Origin of the sequence: Streptomyces sp. R-07 (assembly GCF_049913175.1) — a bacterium.
GTDB lineage: Bacteria > Actinomycetota > Actinomycetes > Streptomycetales > Streptomycetaceae > Streptomyces.
Map to the genome: position 1 here is coordinate 941,062 of NZ_CP183978.1, position 14,183 is coordinate 955,244.

14 protein-coding genes are annotated in these 14,183 nt (G+C 72.2%); 5 read left to right on the forward strand and 9 right to left on the reverse strand.

Annotation, left to right across the window (positions count from 1 at the left end):
• Positions 1-28: 28 nt before the first annotated feature.
• Entirely contained in the window at positions 29-1,387 is a 1,359-nt protein-coding gene (locus tag ACN9M0_RS04385) for an FAD-dependent monooxygenase (RefSeq protein WP_399699858.1), read from the reverse strand.
• A 100-nt stretch (positions 1,388-1,487) separates the two neighbouring features.
• Between ACN9M0_RS04385 and ACN9M0_RS04390 the strand changes: the two genes are divergently transcribed.
• The 3 genes from ACN9M0_RS04390 to ACN9M0_RS04400 all read left to right on the forward strand — a co-directional run bounded on the left by ACN9M0_RS04390 (position 1,488) and on the right by ACN9M0_RS04400 (position 3,411).
• Positions 1,488-2,105: a TetR/AcrR family transcriptional regulator gene (locus tag ACN9M0_RS04390; RefSeq protein WP_399699861.1), complete on the forward strand. Its 618-nt coding sequence runs from the start codon at positions 1,488-1,490 to the stop codon at positions 2,103-2,105.
• A gap of 161 nt (positions 2,106-2,266) precedes the next feature.
• On the forward strand, positions 2,267-2,803 hold the full coding sequence (locus tag ACN9M0_RS04395) for a DinB family protein (protein ID WP_399699864.1): 537 nt from the start codon (positions 2,267-2,269) through the stop codon (positions 2,801-2,803).
• A gap of 119 nt (positions 2,804-2,922) precedes the next feature.
• Positions 2,923-3,411, forward strand: a complete 489-nt coding sequence (locus ACN9M0_RS04400; RefSeq protein WP_399699866.1) for a hypothetical protein — start codon at positions 2,923-2,925, stop codon at positions 3,409-3,411.
• A gap of 74 nt (positions 3,412-3,485) precedes the next feature.
• Here ACN9M0_RS04400 and ACN9M0_RS04405 read toward each other — a convergent pair whose 3' ends face one another.
• The 8 genes from ACN9M0_RS04405 to ACN9M0_RS04440 all read right to left on the reverse strand — a co-directional run bounded on the left by ACN9M0_RS04405 (position 3,486) and on the right by ACN9M0_RS04440 (position 10,390).
• A complete protein-coding gene (locus ACN9M0_RS04405; protein WP_366039741.1) occupies positions 3,486-3,959 on the reverse strand; it encodes a hypothetical protein in 474 nt (157 codons plus the stop codon).
• 70 nt (positions 3,960-4,029) lie between these two features.
• Positions 4,030-4,713 (reverse strand): uracil-DNA glycosylase, encoded by a 684-nt coding sequence (ung, locus tag ACN9M0_RS04410; RefSeq protein WP_399699869.1) that lies wholly within the window; start codon positions 4,711-4,713, stop codon positions 4,030-4,032.
• A gap of 93 nt (positions 4,714-4,806) precedes the next feature.
• Positions 4,807-6,384, reverse strand: coding sequence for an ABC transporter substrate-binding protein (locus ACN9M0_RS04415; protein WP_366039743.1), 1,578 nt, complete (start codon positions 6,382-6,384; stop codon positions 4,807-4,809).
• Positions 6,385-6,532: 148 nt separating this feature from the next.
• On the reverse strand, positions 6,533-7,300 hold the full coding sequence (locus ACN9M0_RS04420) for an SDR family oxidoreductase (protein ID WP_366039744.1): 768 nt from the start codon (positions 7,298-7,300) through the stop codon (positions 6,533-6,535).
• 32 nt (positions 7,301-7,332) lie between these two features.
• Complete coding sequence (fabG, locus tag ACN9M0_RS04425; RefSeq protein ID WP_366039746.1) at positions 7,333-8,094, reverse strand: 3-oxoacyl-ACP reductase FabG; 762 nt, start codon at positions 8,092-8,094, stop codon at positions 7,333-7,335.
• Positions 8,095-8,262: 168 nt separating this feature from the next.
• Positions 8,263-8,646, reverse strand: coding sequence for a DUF3037 domain-containing protein (locus ACN9M0_RS04430; RefSeq protein ID WP_366039747.1), 384 nt, complete (start codon positions 8,644-8,646; stop codon positions 8,263-8,265).
• Positions 8,643-9,488, reverse strand: coding sequence for a HipA family kinase (locus tag ACN9M0_RS04435; RefSeq protein WP_366039748.1), 846 nt, complete (start codon positions 9,486-9,488; stop codon positions 8,643-8,645). The genes ACN9M0_RS04430 and ACN9M0_RS04435 overlap by 4 nt, the downstream gene beginning before the upstream one ends.
• Before the next feature lie 74 nt (positions 9,489-9,562).
• Entirely contained in the window at positions 9,563-10,390 is an 828-nt protein-coding gene (locus ACN9M0_RS04440; protein ID WP_399699876.1) for a PhzF family phenazine biosynthesis protein, read from the reverse strand.
• A 262-nt stretch (positions 10,391-10,652) separates the two neighbouring features.
• Between ACN9M0_RS04440 and ACN9M0_RS04445 the strand changes: the two genes are divergently transcribed.
• Entirely contained in the window at positions 10,653-12,872 is a 2,220-nt protein-coding gene (locus ACN9M0_RS04445) for a protein kinase domain-containing protein (RefSeq protein WP_426403143.1), read from the forward strand.
• Positions 12,869-14,173 (forward strand): hypothetical protein, encoded by a 1,305-nt coding sequence (locus ACN9M0_RS04450; RefSeq protein WP_426403144.1) that lies wholly within the window; start codon positions 12,869-12,871, stop codon positions 14,171-14,173. The genes ACN9M0_RS04445 and ACN9M0_RS04450 overlap by 4 nt, the downstream gene beginning before the upstream one ends.
• Positions 14,174-14,183 lie beyond the last annotated feature (10 nt).

A 14,183-nucleotide genomic window follows, 5' to 3' on the forward strand; every position in this document is an offset into this window, starting at 1 on the left:
GCCGTAACGGCCGTACGCGCAGGTCAGCTTACTTGGGGCGGGTCGCCGCATCGGTCCCGGTGCCGGCCTCGGTCCGGGCCTCGGGCCCGGTCCCGGCCTCGGTCCCGGCTGAGGTCTCGGCCTCGGTCTCGGCTTCGGTCCCGGCTTCGGTCTCGGCTTCGGTCTCGGTCCCGGTCTCGGCGGGGGTGCCCGGGTCGACGGGCGGGTGCCAGTCGCAGATGCCGTCGAATCCGCGCAGGGCGAGGCCGGGCCCGAAGAGGGAGGCGGCGCTGACGGCGGCGGAGCGCAGGGCGACAGCGGGGCGGGCGGAGAGCATGGTGAGCGCACCGGTGCGGGCGGCCTTGCGGACGATGGCGGTGGTGCGCGGCAGGCGGTCGGCGGTGTACGCGGCGAGCGCGCGGCCCGGCATGAAGTCCGGGGCGGTGCGGGCGTGGTGGGCGAGGACGACGGCGTCCTCGACCGCCTGGTTCCCGCCCTGGCCGAGGCTCGGCATCATCGCGTGCGCGGCGTCGCCGAGAAGGGCCACCCTGCCGCGGTGGAAGGCGGGCAACGCGTCGGGCAGGTGGTGGACGTCGTGGCGCAGGATCCGGTCGGGGTCGACGCCCGCGAGGATCTCGGGGACGGGGTGGTGCCAGTCCCCGAAGAGCCGGAGCAGTTCGGCCTTCTCGTCGTCGGGCGCGTGGGCGCCGGCGGGCGCGACGGCCATGGCGTACGCGTAGACCCGGCCGTCCTTGAGGGGCTGACTGCCCCACAGCCTGCCGGCGCCCCACGTCTCGTGCGGGGCGAAGGGCCGGGCGGGGGCGGGGACGACGACGCGCCAGCTGGTGCTGCCGGAGTAGCGGGGGCCGGGGTGGTCGGGGAAGAGCGTCCTGCGGGTCGCCGAGTGGATGCCGTCGGCGCCGAGGACGAGTTCGGCCTCCAGTTCGCTGCGGGCCCCGGTCCCGGTGTCCGAGGTGGTGACGCGGGCGGGGCGGTGGTCGTCGCCGGGGTCGGTGACGGTGGCGGCCACGCCGGTGCGGACGACGCCCCCGGGGAGGGCCGAGGTGAGGATCTCGACGAGGGTGGCGCGGTGGAGGAGGACGAGGGGCCCGCCGAATCGGGCGGCGGCGGCCTTGGCGTCGGTGCGGGCGAGCCAGCGGCCGCCGGGGACGCGCATGCCGCCGTCGCCCTGCCAGGCGGAGAGCGCGCGGACGCGGTCGCCGAGGCCGATGACGTCGAGGGCGCGCTGCGCGTTGGGGGCGAGGGCGATGCCGGCGCCGACGGGGGTGAGGTCGGTGGCACGTTCGAGGACGGTGACCTGCCAGCCGCGCTGGTGGAGGGCGACGGCGGCGGTGAGTCCGCCGATGCCGGCTCCGACGACGACGGCACGGTGCTGGTGCTGTTCCATGGCTGCTCCTCGGATCAGGACGGCGGGCAACTACAGGTGTAGTGAGCCCGACACCGTGACCGTACTACAGGTGTAGTCCCGCCGGTAGTAGGTTGTCCCCATGACCGCAGCCATCGCCGGGACCCCGGCCCCGGAGTCCCCCGCCTCCCGCGCCGAGCGGATCGGCGACGCCGCCCTCGCCCTCCTCGTCGAGCGGGGGATGCGGGGCCTGACCCACCGCGCCGTGGACGAGCGGGCGGGCCTGCCGCAGGGCTCGACGTCCAATCACGCCCGCACCCGCCAGGCCCTCCTGGAGGCGGCCGTACGGCGCCAGGTCCAGCGGGAGTCCGAGGTGCTCACCCCGCACGAACTGCCGGGCCCGGAGAGCGGCGGCGAGGCGCTCGTCGACGCGCTCGCCCTCGCCCTGCACCGCTACCTCACCGACCACCGCTCGCTGCTGGTCTCCCGCTACGAGCTGGCCCTGGAGGCCACCCGCCGCCCCGAGCTCCGGAGCTTCTTCGACTCGGCCGGATCGGTCTTCCACACCCCGCTGATCGCGATGATGACGGCGGCCGGCTCGCCGGAGCCCGAACGGCACGCGCTCTCCCTGATCGCCTGGAGCGAGGGGCTGATGTTCTCCTGCGCGGCGGGCTCCTTCCACGCGGCCGTGCCGAGCCGCGCGGAACTGCGCTCCGGCTTCGACGAGTTGCTGCGCGGCATGCTCGGAGACCGCCCCTGAGGCAAGCGGCGAGCCGGTTTCGCGTCATCCGTGAGCCCACCTCGAGCCGACCGCGAAACCCGCCTCCCCGCCCACCGCGAACCGATCCCCCACCCGGCCGCGAACCCTGCACCCCCCGCCGGCCGCGAAACCGCTGGCGTCGCCCGCGATCATGGGGGACGATGCGCCGCATGACCACCGAAGAGACCGAAACCGTCCCGCGCGTCGACCCGGCCACCACCACGGGCGAGCGCGAGGCGCTGGAGCAGTGGCTCGACTTCCACCGCGTGACCCTCGCGAGGAAGTGCGAGGGGCTCGACGACGCCCAGCTGCGCACCCCGTCCGCCCCGCCGTCGGACCTCAACCTCCTCGGCCTCGTCCGGCACATGGCCGAGGTCGAGCGCGGCTGGTTCCGCAAGGTCCTCTCCGGGGAGGACCTGCCCTGGATCTACAAGACCGAGGAGGACCACGACCGGGACATCAACGTCACGGACGAGGACACCTACGAGGAGGCCTACGCCACCTGGCAGGCCGAGATCGCCCACGCGCGCACCCTCGCCGCCGGCCACGACCTCGACGACCTGGGCGTGGGCAAGCACCGCACCGGCCGCACCTTCAACCTCCGGTGGATCTACCTCCACATGATCGAGGAGTACGCCCGCCACAACGGCCACGCGGACCTCGTCCGCGAGCGGATCGACGGCGCCACCGGCGACTGACGGCCGGCGCGACCGGCGACGGGGGCGCGGGTCAAGATCGGGCCCGCGACCCACCCGTGCGGGGCATTCCCCGCCGGTAGGGGCGCGAAGATCCCTTCCGGCCCAGCAGAGTTGCGCGGGTGCATGGAACCCGAACCACAGCGAAGATCCTGGTCGGGGCGGCGGTCGCCGCTCTGGCGGGCTGCGTCTCGGTGGACGCCCCGCCGTCGGCGCCCACCCCCGCCCCCGCGCCCGCGGCCGACACCGTGAGCCCCGCCCAGGACGTGGCACCGCAGATCGTCGAGGGCCCGGCCCGCGAGGCCCTCGAAGCGGCGCTCCCCTCTCCCCCGCCGTCGGCCGCGCCCCGCGCGTCACCTCCGGCGGGGCGGCACCGGCGTGCGGCGACGCCTCCCGGGCCGGAGCTCCCGCACCCCGACTCCGTACCGCGGCAGCGTGAGCGTTCGCGTCCGGCGGCCGGACCGGACCTTCCCGGACTCCCCGAGCTCAGGGGGCTGCCGAAGAACCCGCCCGTCTCCCGGGCGGACGTCTGCGACCTGGGCGAGCGGTACGGGGGCTGGGACCCCGGCAGTGATCAGGCCAGGATCTGCCACGGCACGTACGGCCGGTGAGCCCCCGGTGTACGGCCCGGCCCCGTCACGTACCCCGTCGTACGCCCGGCCAGGGCGCCCCGTGACGCACCCCGTCACGCGCCCCTGAGTCGTAGCTCCAGGCGCTCGATCGCGGCCCGGACACCGCTCCCGTAGCCGTCGTCGTCGAGGTGGTCCGACGCCGCGCGGGCCCGGTCCAGATGGACCCGCGCGGCGTCGAGCCGCTGGAGCTTGACGTAGTCGGCGGCCAGGTTCAGATGGAGCGAGGGGTAGAGCGCCCGGAGGGCGGCCGCCGAGTCGTGCGCGGCGAGCCGCTCCTCGGCGAGGCCCTCGGCCGCGCTCAGCGCCCGGAGGTCCCAGGCCAGCTCGGTGTCGGGATCGTCCTGGGCGTCCGCCATGTAGTGCGCGAGGGTGCAGCGGTGCAGGGGGTCGCCGTCCGGGCCGATCTGCTGCCACAGCACCCCGAAGCGGTTGCGGGCCTCCTCGCGGTCGCCGCCGTGGAGCAGCATCATGGCCTGCCCGATCCTGGTCATGACTCCGTCGTCCGACACCTGCTGCTGCTCGGTCACCGCGACCTCCACCCGCTCACCCACTGGGAGTGACGACGCTAGCCGCACCCGGCCCGGATCGGGCCGAGGCTCAGCCGAGGTCCGGGATGCGCCAGTCGATCGGCTCGTGTCCCTGGGCCGCGACGGCCGCGTCGATCTGGGTGAAGGGCTGCGATCCGAAGAACTTCTTCGCCGACAGCGGCGAGGGGTGCGCGCCCTTGACCACGACGTGCCGCTCCTCGTCGATGAGCGGCAGCTTCTTCTGCGCGTAGTTGCCCCACAGGACGAAGACGGCGGGGTCGGGGCGGGAGGCGACGGCGGTGATCACCGCGTCCGTGAACTTCTCCCAGCCCTTGTTCTTGTGCGAGTTCGCCTCGCCGGAGCGGACCGTCAGGACGGCGTTGAGCAGGAGGACGCCCTGCTCGGCCCAGGGCATCAGATAGCCGTTGTCCGGGATGGGGTGGCCGAGCTCCGCCTGCATCTCCTTGTAGATGTTCCGCAGGGAGGGCGGGGTCTTCACGCCGGGGCGGACGGAGAAGCAGAGGCCGTGGCCCTGTCCCTCGCCGTGGTAGGGGTCCTGACCGAGGATCAGGACCTTCACCTTGTCGTACGGGGTGGCGTCGAGGGCGGCGAAGACCTCGTCCTTCGGCGGGAAGACCGGTCCCCTGGCGCGCTCCTCCTCGACGAACTCGGTGAGCTGGGCGAAGTAGGGCTTCTGCAGCTCCTCGCCGAGGACACCCCGCCAGGACTCGGGCAGCATGCTGGTGTCGGTCACGGTCTCAACCTCCGGTGGACGTTCCTGTTGCTCCGTCCGAGAACCTACCGGGGGCCACTGACAGTGGCCCCCGCGGGCCTTGACCGGGGTCGTCTACCAGCTGGCCCGGCGGCTCAGCTCCCACATCTGCATGACCGTCTGCGGGTCGAGGGCGCGCTCGCCGCCGCCGATGTCCTCGCCGGCCGCGATGTACAGCTTGCCCTGCCACAGGGGCAGCAGCCGGACGTCCTGGACCATGATCTCCTGGGCCTCCACGAACTCGTCCGTGACGGTCCCGCGGTCGCTCTCGCGGCGGGCCTTCGGCAGCAGTTCGTTGGTGATCCGGGGGCTCTCGTAGGGCGTGCCGAGGACGTTCTCCTTGCCCACGAAGGGGGCGACGAAGTTGTCCGGGTCCGGGAAGTCGGGGAACCAGCCGCGGCCGAAGACCGGGTACTCGCCCTTCTGGTAACCCGCCTGGAACTCCTTCCAGGGCTTGCCGTGCAGGGTCACCTTGAAGAGGCCGGACTCCTCCAGCTGCCGCTTGAGCTCGGTGAACTCGGCGGCCGTCGAGGAGCCGTACCGGTCGGTGGTGTACCAGAAGTCCAGCTCGACGGGCTCGGTGATGCCCGCCTTGCGGAGGATCTTCTTCGCCTTCTCCTGGCTCGGCGAGCCGTAGCGGTCGAAGAACTTGGTGGTGTGGGCGGCGATGCCCTTGGGCACCATCGAGTACAGGGGCTCGGCGGTGCCCTGGTAGACCTTGTTCACCAGTTCGTCGCGGTCGACGAGCTGGGCGATGGCCTTGCGGACGGGGAGCTTCGCGACGGACTCGTCCTGGGTGTTGAAGACCAGGTAGCGGATGTCTGCGCCGGTCGACTCGACGATCTGGAGGCCCTTGTTCTCGGGCTTGTCCTCCTGGAGGGCGACGACCTCCTCGGCGGTGAGGCCGCGGTAGGTGGCGTCGATCTCCTTCTTGCGGAGGGCGGCGACCATGGCGTCGGAGTCGTCGAAGTAGCGGATCGTGACGCCGCCGTTCTTGCGGTCGGCGAAGCCCTTGTAGGTGGGGTTCTTCGTCAGCTCCGCCTTCTCGCGCTCGGTGTACGAGTCCAGGACGTACGGCCCGGAGCCCATGATCTTGCCGTCCTTGCGGAGCTGGTCGGCCGGGTACTCGGCCGGGTCCACCAGCGACATCGCGGGAGTGGCGAGGACGAAGGGGAAGGTCGCGTCCGGCTTGTTGAGCCGGAAGACGACGGTGCGGTCGCCGACGGTGTCGATCTTGTCGAGCGAGCCGAGCATGCCGTTGGGGCCGCCCTTGTGGTTGATCGTGCGGATGCGCTCGATCGAGTACTGCACGGCCGTGGCGTCCAGCTTGTGCCCGTTGGAGAACGTGAGGCCCTCCACGAGCTTGCACTCGAAGACCCGGCTGGAGGTGTCCGTGAACTTGCATTCGGCGGCGTCCGACTGCGGGGTGGTGCTGCCGGTCGGGAAAGCCACCAGGGTCTGGAAGACATTCCGGAAAAGCTCCCAGGAATTGTCCCAGGCAGCGGCCGGATCAAGCGTGGTGGGAGAACTCGTCGTACCGACGGTGATTCTCTGATCCCCGGCGGATTCACTGTCCGAGAAGACACCGCATCCGGTTACCAGGGATATGGACACAAGGGCTGCAGCGGCCTGCAGACTGGTCCGGTTGAACACGTGCACGCTCCTCGTTCAGCCAGGGGTCGGCCGACGATACCGCAGCACCCCGCCAGGTCAATGTTCGAGTCTGACGGGGCACTTGAGGCATTCAATAGATAACCGGGGTCAATCCGGACACGAAATCCGGAAAGTGTCCGATTATCGGTCACCCGACTCCGGCGTTCAGGAAAATGCCGCCGTCGACGACGAGCGTCTGGCCGGTGATCCACTCCGACTGGGACGAGGTCAGGAAGGCGGCCGCGCCACCGATGTCCGCGGGCTCGCCGAGCCGACCGAGCGGGTAGGCGGCGGCCGCCTCCGCCTCACGGCCCTCGTAGAGCGCCTGCGCGAACTTCGTCTTCACGACGGCCGGGGCGATCGCGTTGACCCGCACGAGCGGCGCGTACTCGTGCGCCAGCTGGAGGGTCAGATTGATCATCGCGGCCTTGCTCATTCCGTACGCGCCGATGAAGGGCGAGGCGGAGACGCCGGCGACCGAGGCGATGTTCACGATCGCCCCGCCGTGCTCCTTCTGCCAGGCGTGCCAGCTCCGCTGGGCGAAGCCGAGCGCGGAGATCACGTTCGTCTCGAAGACCTTGCGGGCCACTCCGAGGTCCAGGTCCGCGATGGGCCCGAAGACGGGATTGGTGCCGGCGTTGTTGACGAGGAAGTCCAGACGGCCGAAGCCGTCCATCGCCGCCTCGACGGCGGCGGCCTGGTGAGCCTCGTCGTGCGCCTTGCCGGGGACGCCGATGGCCCGGTCGGCCCCGAGCCGCTCCACGGCCTCCTTGAGGGCCTCCTCACCGCGCCCGGTGATGACGACCCGGTCACCGCGGGCGACCAGCGCCTCGGCGACGCCGTAGCCGATGCCCCGGCTGGCGCCGGTGACGAGGGCGACCTTGCCGGAGAGCTCCGGCCGTTCCTGTGCGGTCATGTCCGTCTCCTCTGGATGCCGATGCCGACGGGTCAGTTGAGCGGGCCGCCGGCCACGTACATGACCTGGCCGGAGATGAAGCCGGCGTCGTCGCCCGTGAAGAACGCGATCGCGTGGGCGACGTCCTCGGGGCGGCCGACCCGCTGCACCGGGATCATGGAGGCGGCGGCCGCCTGGAACTCCTCGAAGCCCATGCCGACGCGCTCGGCGGTCTGCGCGGTCATCTCGGTGACGATGAAGCCCGGGGCGACGGCGTTGGCGGTGATGCCGAACTTGCCGAGCTCCTTGGCGAGGGTCTTGGTGAAGCCCTGCAGGCCCGCCTTGACGGCCGAGTAGTTGGCCTGGCCGCGGTTGCCGAGCGCCGAGGAGGAGGAGAGCGAGACGATCCGGCCGAAGCCCGCGTCCACCATGTGCTTCTGGACGGCCTTGGCCATCAGGAAGGCGCCCTTGAGGTGGACGTTCATGACGAGGTCCCAGTCGGACTCGGACATCTTGAAGAGCAGGTTGTCACGGAGCACGCCCGCGTTGTTGACGAGGATCGTCGGCGCGCCGAGCTCGGCGGCGATCCGCGCGACGGCGGCCTCCACCTGCGCGCTGTCCGAGACGTCGCAGCCGACCGCGAGAGCGGTGCCGCCCGCGGCGGTGATCTTCTCGACGGTGTCCTTGCAGGCCGCCTCGTCGAGGTCGAGTACGGCGACGGCGCGGCCCTCGGCCGCGAGGCGGAGCGCGGTGGCCGCGCCGATACCCCGTGCGGCACCCGTGACGACGGCTACGCGCTGCTCGGTGGTGGACATGCTTGGTTCTCCTCGCCCTTGGTTCGTCCCTGGTCGCGGCCGGACCGGTCGCCGCTCCTGCGTCCCGCACATGAGCGACCGCTTAGTATCGTCCGCAGAACGAGACGCTAGAAGCCCTGGCACCCGGTGTCAACGGCCCACCGGGTGCACCAGGTCACTCGCCCGGCCCTACCGGACGAGCAGGTCGAGGAGCCGCTCCACCTCGGCCTCGGGGTCGGCGGTCAGACCCGTGTGGACGGGGCCGGGCTGCACGACCGTGGAGCGCGGCGCGATCAGCCAGCGGAAGCGCCGCCCCGCGTCGTCGCGCGCGGCCTGACCCGCCGCGTCACCGCCCAGGCAGACCCCTTCGACGGCGCGCAGCGCGGCCCGCACCCCGGTCACGTCGGCCGCCGGGTCGAGCACACTCAGTTTGGCCTCGTCCAGATGGGTACGGGCGGCCACGAAGGACCGGGCGCGGCAGTAGACGACCACTCCCGCGTTGAAGCACTCACCGCGCTCCACCCGCGGCACGACGCGCAGCAGCGCGTACTCGAAGACATCGCGGTCGGTCACGTCGTGCTGTCCTTCTCGGTGGAGTGCGTCCGGGGCGCGAGGCGCTCGGCGAGCCAGCCGGGCGGCTGCTGCGGCCGGCCGTCGGTGCGCGGTCCGAGCGTGATCCGCTCGTGGATGGTGGCGGCGCGCGGCAGCAGCGCCCCGACGTACGCGGCGCGCACCTCGTCCGTGCTGTCGAAGCCCGGCTCGTCGACGAGCCACTCGTCGGGGACGTCGGCGGCGACCGCCTCCAGGAGCTCGCGGGTGACGAGCGGCGCGAGCTCGGCGGCCGCGGCGGCGACGTCCGGGGCGAAGGGGGCGAGCGCGTGGTCGGAGGCGTCGTACGGCTTCGCGGCGGAGGTCTGGGCGCCCGGCCAGTTGTGGTGCCAGATCATGGTGGCGCCGTGGTCGATGAGCCACAGGTCGCCGTGCCAGACGAGCATGTTCGGGTTGCGCCAGGACCGGTCGACGTTGTTGATCACCGCGTCGAACCAGACGACCCGGCCGGCCTCCCGGGGGTCGACCTCGTACGCGAGCGGGTCGAAGCCCAGCGAGCCGGGCAGGAAGTCCATGCCCAGGTTGAGCCCGCCGCTCGCCTTGAGCAGCTCCTGCACCTCCTGGTCGGGCTCGGAGAGCCCGATGACCGGGTCGAGCTGGATGGTGACGAGCTCCGGCACCCGCAGGCCGAGCCTGCGGGCGAGCTCGCCGCAGATGACCTCGGCGACCAGGGTCTTGCGGCCCTGGCCGGCGCCCGTGAATTTCATGACGTACGTGCCGGAGTCGTCGGCCTCGACGATCCCGGGGAGCGAGCCGCCCTCACGCAAGGGCGTGACATAGCGGGTCGCTGTCACTTCGGTAAGCATTTTCCCAGGCTATCCATTCAGTCGGCCTCACCATCGAAGAGGCACGATCCTCGGGAGCTCGACGGGCCGGCCGGTCAGACGTGCAGGGTTCCGTCGAGGACGGTGACGGCGTACCCGGTGAGATGGACGCGGTCACCGTGCACGGCGGTCCTGACGAGCCCGGTGCGGGCGGACACCTGAAGGCCGGTGAGCCGGCTGCTGCCGAGCCGGGCCGACCAGTAGGGGGCCAGAGCGGTGTGGGCACTGCCGGTGACCGGATCCTCGAGGATGCCCTCGGCGGGTGAGAAGAAGCGGGAGACGAAGTCGTGTTCCAGGCCGGGTCCGGACGCAGGGGCCGTGATGATGACGCCGCGCAGGCCTTCACGGCGGGTCAGGTCGGCTGTCGCGTCGAGGTCGGGGGTCACGGCCCGGACGGTGGCCTCGTCGGGCAGGACGGTCAACAGGTCACCGAGCGCACCGGTGCGGAAGGTGGCCTCCGGCTTCACCCCCAGAGCCTCCGACAGGCCTGTCGGCACGGGGACTTCGGTGCCGGGCGCGGCCGGGAAGTCCAGGGTGATGCTGCCGTCCTCGTGTGCGTGGGCGGTGAGGATGCCGCTGAACCGGCTGCGGAAGCGCATCGCGCCGACGATCCCCCGCTCCCGCCGCAGCGTGTGCGCCGTGGCCAATGTGGCATGGCCGCACAGATTGGTCTCGACGAGTGGGGCGAACCAGCGGATCTCCCAGTCGGCGCTCTCGTCGTCGGGGAGCGGCCGCACGAAGGCGGTCTCCGAGTGGTTCATCTCGGTGGCGGTCTGTTGCATCCAGGCGACCGGGGGCCAGTCTCCGGCATCGAGCAGGCACACACCCGCGGGGTTTCCGGCAAAGGGCTTGTCGGTGAAGGCGTCTACGACGTGGATTCGCATACCGAGACCCTAGGGGCGCCAATCACGACCGGACCAAGTCCAATCCGAGGGAAGTGGACTGGTGTGCAGTTCCGGCGGGCCCGACGCCGTGCGCGGCTGCGAGGAGATCGAGTGGGGCTGATGTTCATCTCCGGCACGTTCGGGCAGAGACCCGGACGGATAAGATCCTCCGGCGGGGGTGACGGGTTTGGAAGAGTGGGCTGTGTCCTCTGAGGTGACGCGTCGCGACGATGCCCGTCCCGGCGGGGTGCCCGATGCCGCGGTGACGCGTCGCGACGACGGCGGACCGTCCGCGGCTCTGCTGCGACTGCCGGCGGCCCTGGCCGAACGGTTCGTGGTGGTCGGGGAGTTACCCCACCAGGGGCGTGAGGCGGATGTGCTGCTGGTCCGCGACGCGGCGGGGGGTGAGTTCGTCGCGAAGGTGTACCGCAGCGGGGTCCGGGTCGCCCCCGAGGTCTGGGAGCGCCTGCGGGGTCTCGACACCCGCCACGTGGTGCGGGTGATCGAGACGGGCTTCTCGGACGGGCGTGACTTCGAGGTGTCGGAGTACCTCTCCTCGGGCTCGCTGGAGGACCTGGTCGGGGCCGGGGCCGTGATGTCGCCGGCCGCCCTGTCCGGTGTCGTCTCCCAGTTGACGGAGGCGGTGGCGCAGCTGCACGGCGCGGGCATCGTGCACGGCGACCTCAAGCCCTCGAACGTGCTCTTACGCCGCAGGGAACCGCTGGAGTTGGCGTTGGCGGACTTCGGCGTGAGCAAGTCGTTGGACGAGACGTCCCGGTTCACGCAGCGCGTGTTCGGGACGTTGGCGTATGCGGCCCCGGAGTATCTGTTCGGCGCGGAGGTGTCCGGCTCGCAGGACTGGTGGGCGGTGGGGGCGATCGCCCGCCAACTGGCCACGGGACGCGCGCCGTTCGACGGTCTGTCGGAGCAGGCGGTCCGGCACCATCTGGCCACCCGGCCGGTCGACGTGTCGGATGTGCCGGACGAGCGGGTACGGCTGCTGTGCGGCGGGCTGCTGGTCAGGGACCCGGGCCGCCGGTGGGGCGCCTCCGAGGTGCGGGGGTGGCTCGGCGGCGGCACCCCGGAGGTGGCGGAGGAATCACCCGCCCCCGGCACGGAGGCGGCGGGCACGACCGGCCTCAAGCCCCTGCAGTTCCACGGGGTGAAGTACACGGAGCGGACAGCGCTGGCCCGGGCCCTGGCCGCGGACTGGCAGACCGCCGCGCGCCGGTTCTTCGTCTCCATGGGAGACGGGGACGACCCCAGCCAGGGCTGGCGCCAACTGCGCAACTGGCTGGCGCAGTTCGAGGATCCCGAGCACGACGACCTCGAAGACCTCGTGGACCTGATCGACATCCACCTGCCCGGGCCGGACGCGCCGGACGCGAAGGTGCTGCGGCTGCTGCACTGGCTCGATCCGACGATGCCGCCCGTCTACCGCGGCAGGCGCATGCTTCCCGAGGATCTGCTCGCACTCGCCGAACAGGCCTCCTCCACCCAGGACGACGCCGGACGCCGGACCGCGCGAGAGCTCGTCGACGAGTTGTACGACCGCGACGTGCTCGCCACCCTCGCGACCTTCGGCGAAGGTGCCGACCGGCTCGCCGACGTGAACCACCGCTGGCGCGGCCTGCAGGCCCGGTGGGACGGGCTGCGGGAGTCGACCGTGCTGCCGCCCAGGATCCGGAGAGAACTCATGGACTCCGAGATCCGGGTGGAGGCGCTGGCCATCGCGGTGGCCCCGGAATGGGCCCGGGCCCTACGACAGCGGGTCGAATCCTCCGCGGCGTCCGTACGGGGCAGGACCGGCTGGTTCGACGCGCTGCTCGCCGACGGCGGGGACCCCGTCCGTCACCTGGCGGCCACGCGCACGCTGCCGACCGCCGTCGCCGAGGCCCGCCGCCTGGAGGAGTTGCGCCGCGCGCACGAAGCCGCGGCGACGACCCATCGGCGCGAGTGGCGGGAAGCCGAGGAACACAGGCAGTCCGCCACCGGAGGGGCCATGCTGCGCGCCCTCGGCGGAGTCGCCTTGCTGTTCGCCCTGCCGGTCGGTCTGCCGCTGATCCTGGGAGCCCTGATCGGCGACGAGGAGTTCCTGCCGCGGTTCATCCCCGCCGCGGCGGTGACCTGCGGAGTTCCGCTCGCCTGTGAACTGGTACTGGCGGCGGGACTCGGACAGGCCTACCACCCGGGGTGGTCCCTCCAGTCCCGCCTCGCCGACGTGCTCCGTCGCCTGCCCGGCCGGCGGAGAGCGGTGGCGACGCACCTGCAGCCCATGCGGCGGAGCACGATCGCCTGCGGCGGGGGCTGCCTCCTCTACCTCGCCCTCGCCACCGTGACCTGGGCGATCGTCACACTGCGGGTCTGGTCGCCGATTCCCCTCCTGGTCGCGGCGGGATACGGGATGTGGTCCTTCGTCCGGTACCGGGACTGGCGTACGGCGCACGAGGCACAGCGGACACAGGTTCTGGGGGAACGATGAGCGGGCCCAAATGCACGGCGTACCAGTTCGACGAGTCCCTCAGCCCCGAGGCATTGCGCGCGGTCGCACGGAACGCCGCGCTGCGCGAGGCCACCCGGCGCCGTGAGGACGCCGCCCGCGAGGCGGCCCTCCGCGCCGCGGCCGCCCGGGACGCGGCCGTACGCGCGGTGAGGACGCGCAACGCACGCCTCGCGGCTCTCACCGCGTCCCGCGAGGACCTCGGGGAGCAGTACGGCTCCGCCATCACCGTGCGGCCTCCCGAGCCGCTGCGCCTCGGCACGCAGTCCACGGCCGAGCTGGAAGCCTGGTGCGCCGAGACCGACCGCACGCTGGCGACCGCGGAGCGGGAACTCCAGGAACAGACCGCTCGCGCCGTCGCGACGGAACTGTTCGCCGGCATGACCGGGCGCACGGCCGAGCGCCGTCCGGTCGATGCCGCCGAGCTGTTCGCGGACCAGCCGGACGCCTCCGGCACCGTGGGCTCCGCGCACGAGGCCGAAGCCGAGCACGCGGACGAAACCGCGCGCGAGGATGTCGAACGGACCCTGACCCGGGTCCTGTCCCGCCTCCTCCCGGACTGCGGCACCGGCGACCGGACGGACGCCCGGCTGGCCGCGGCGCGAGCGGCCGAGGCGGCCACGCTCGACGAAGCACGCACCTGGCTGACCGAGACGAGGCTCCGGGTGCAGCGTGCCAACGCGGCCGCGGAGACGAGGCGACGCGATGCCGACGAGGCGATCGGGCTCCTCCATGACCTCGAGCACGCCCGGGAGGCGGACGTGGACCCGGTACGGGCTCTGCTCGCGGAGGTCGCCGCCGGCCGCCGCGCCCTCGACGAGCCACTGCGCCGGCGGGTGGCCGACTGCCGGGCGGCGGCCGACGCGGAGGCCGAGCAGCAGTACGTGGTCGACACGGTGACCGACGCCCTCACCGACCTCGGCTATCACGTCGGCCAGGGTTTCGAGACGCTCACCGTCAGGGACGGCTCCCTGCGCCTGTCCCGGAGCGAGTGGCCCGAGCACGCGGTCAACCTGGTCATCGACCAGCAGGGCGGTCAGATGCGTACGGCGGTGGTGCGCACCGCGGCCGGAGGCGGCGACGACGACGCGCACATCGACGTCGAACGCGAGGAGCGGTGGTGCCAGGACTTCCATGAACTGCGGGACCGGCTCGCACGGGCGGGGCTGAGCACGGACGTTCAGGTCGCGGTCCCGCCCGGACAGGTTCCCGTGCCCCTGGTCGTGCCCCCGGTGGCGGCGGGCACACGGGCCCGGCCCAGGTACCGGGAGCGCGATCGTTGATCCGCCCGAA

What these genes read in the sequence shown, in the direction of transcription:
- ACN9M0_RS04385 (WP_399699858.1), bottom strand. Translation starts at nt 1,387, where the DNA reads ATGGAACAGCACCAGCACCGTGCCGTCGTCGTCGGAGCCGGCATCGGC.
- ACN9M0_RS04390 (WP_399699861.1), top strand. Translation starts at nt 1,488, where the DNA reads ATGACCGCAGCCATCGCCGGGACCCCGGCCCCGGAGTCCCCCGCCTCC.
- ACN9M0_RS04395 (WP_399699864.1), top strand. Translation starts at nt 2,267, where the DNA reads ATGCGCCGCATGACCACCGAAGAGACCGAAACCGTCCCGCGCGTCGAC.
- ACN9M0_RS04420 (WP_366039744.1), bottom strand. Translation starts at nt 7,300, where the DNA reads ATGACCGCACAGGAACGGCCGGAGCTCTCCGGCAAGGTCGCCCTCGTC.
- fabG (WP_366039746.1), bottom strand. Translation starts at nt 8,094, where the DNA reads ATGTCCACCACCGAGCAGCGCGTAGCCGTCGTCACGGGTGCCGCACGG.
- ACN9M0_RS04435 (WP_366039748.1), bottom strand. Translation starts at nt 9,488, where the DNA reads ATGCTTACCGAAGTGACAGCGACCCGCTATGTCACGCCCTTGCGTGAG.
- ACN9M0_RS04440 (WP_399699876.1), bottom strand. Translation starts at nt 10,390, where the DNA reads ATGCGAATCCACGTCGTAGACGCCTTCACCGACAAGCCCTTTGCCGGA.
- ACN9M0_RS04450 (WP_426403144.1), top strand. Translation starts at nt 12,869, where the DNA reads ATGAGCGGGCCCAAATGCACGGCGTACCAGTTCGACGAGTCCCTCAGC.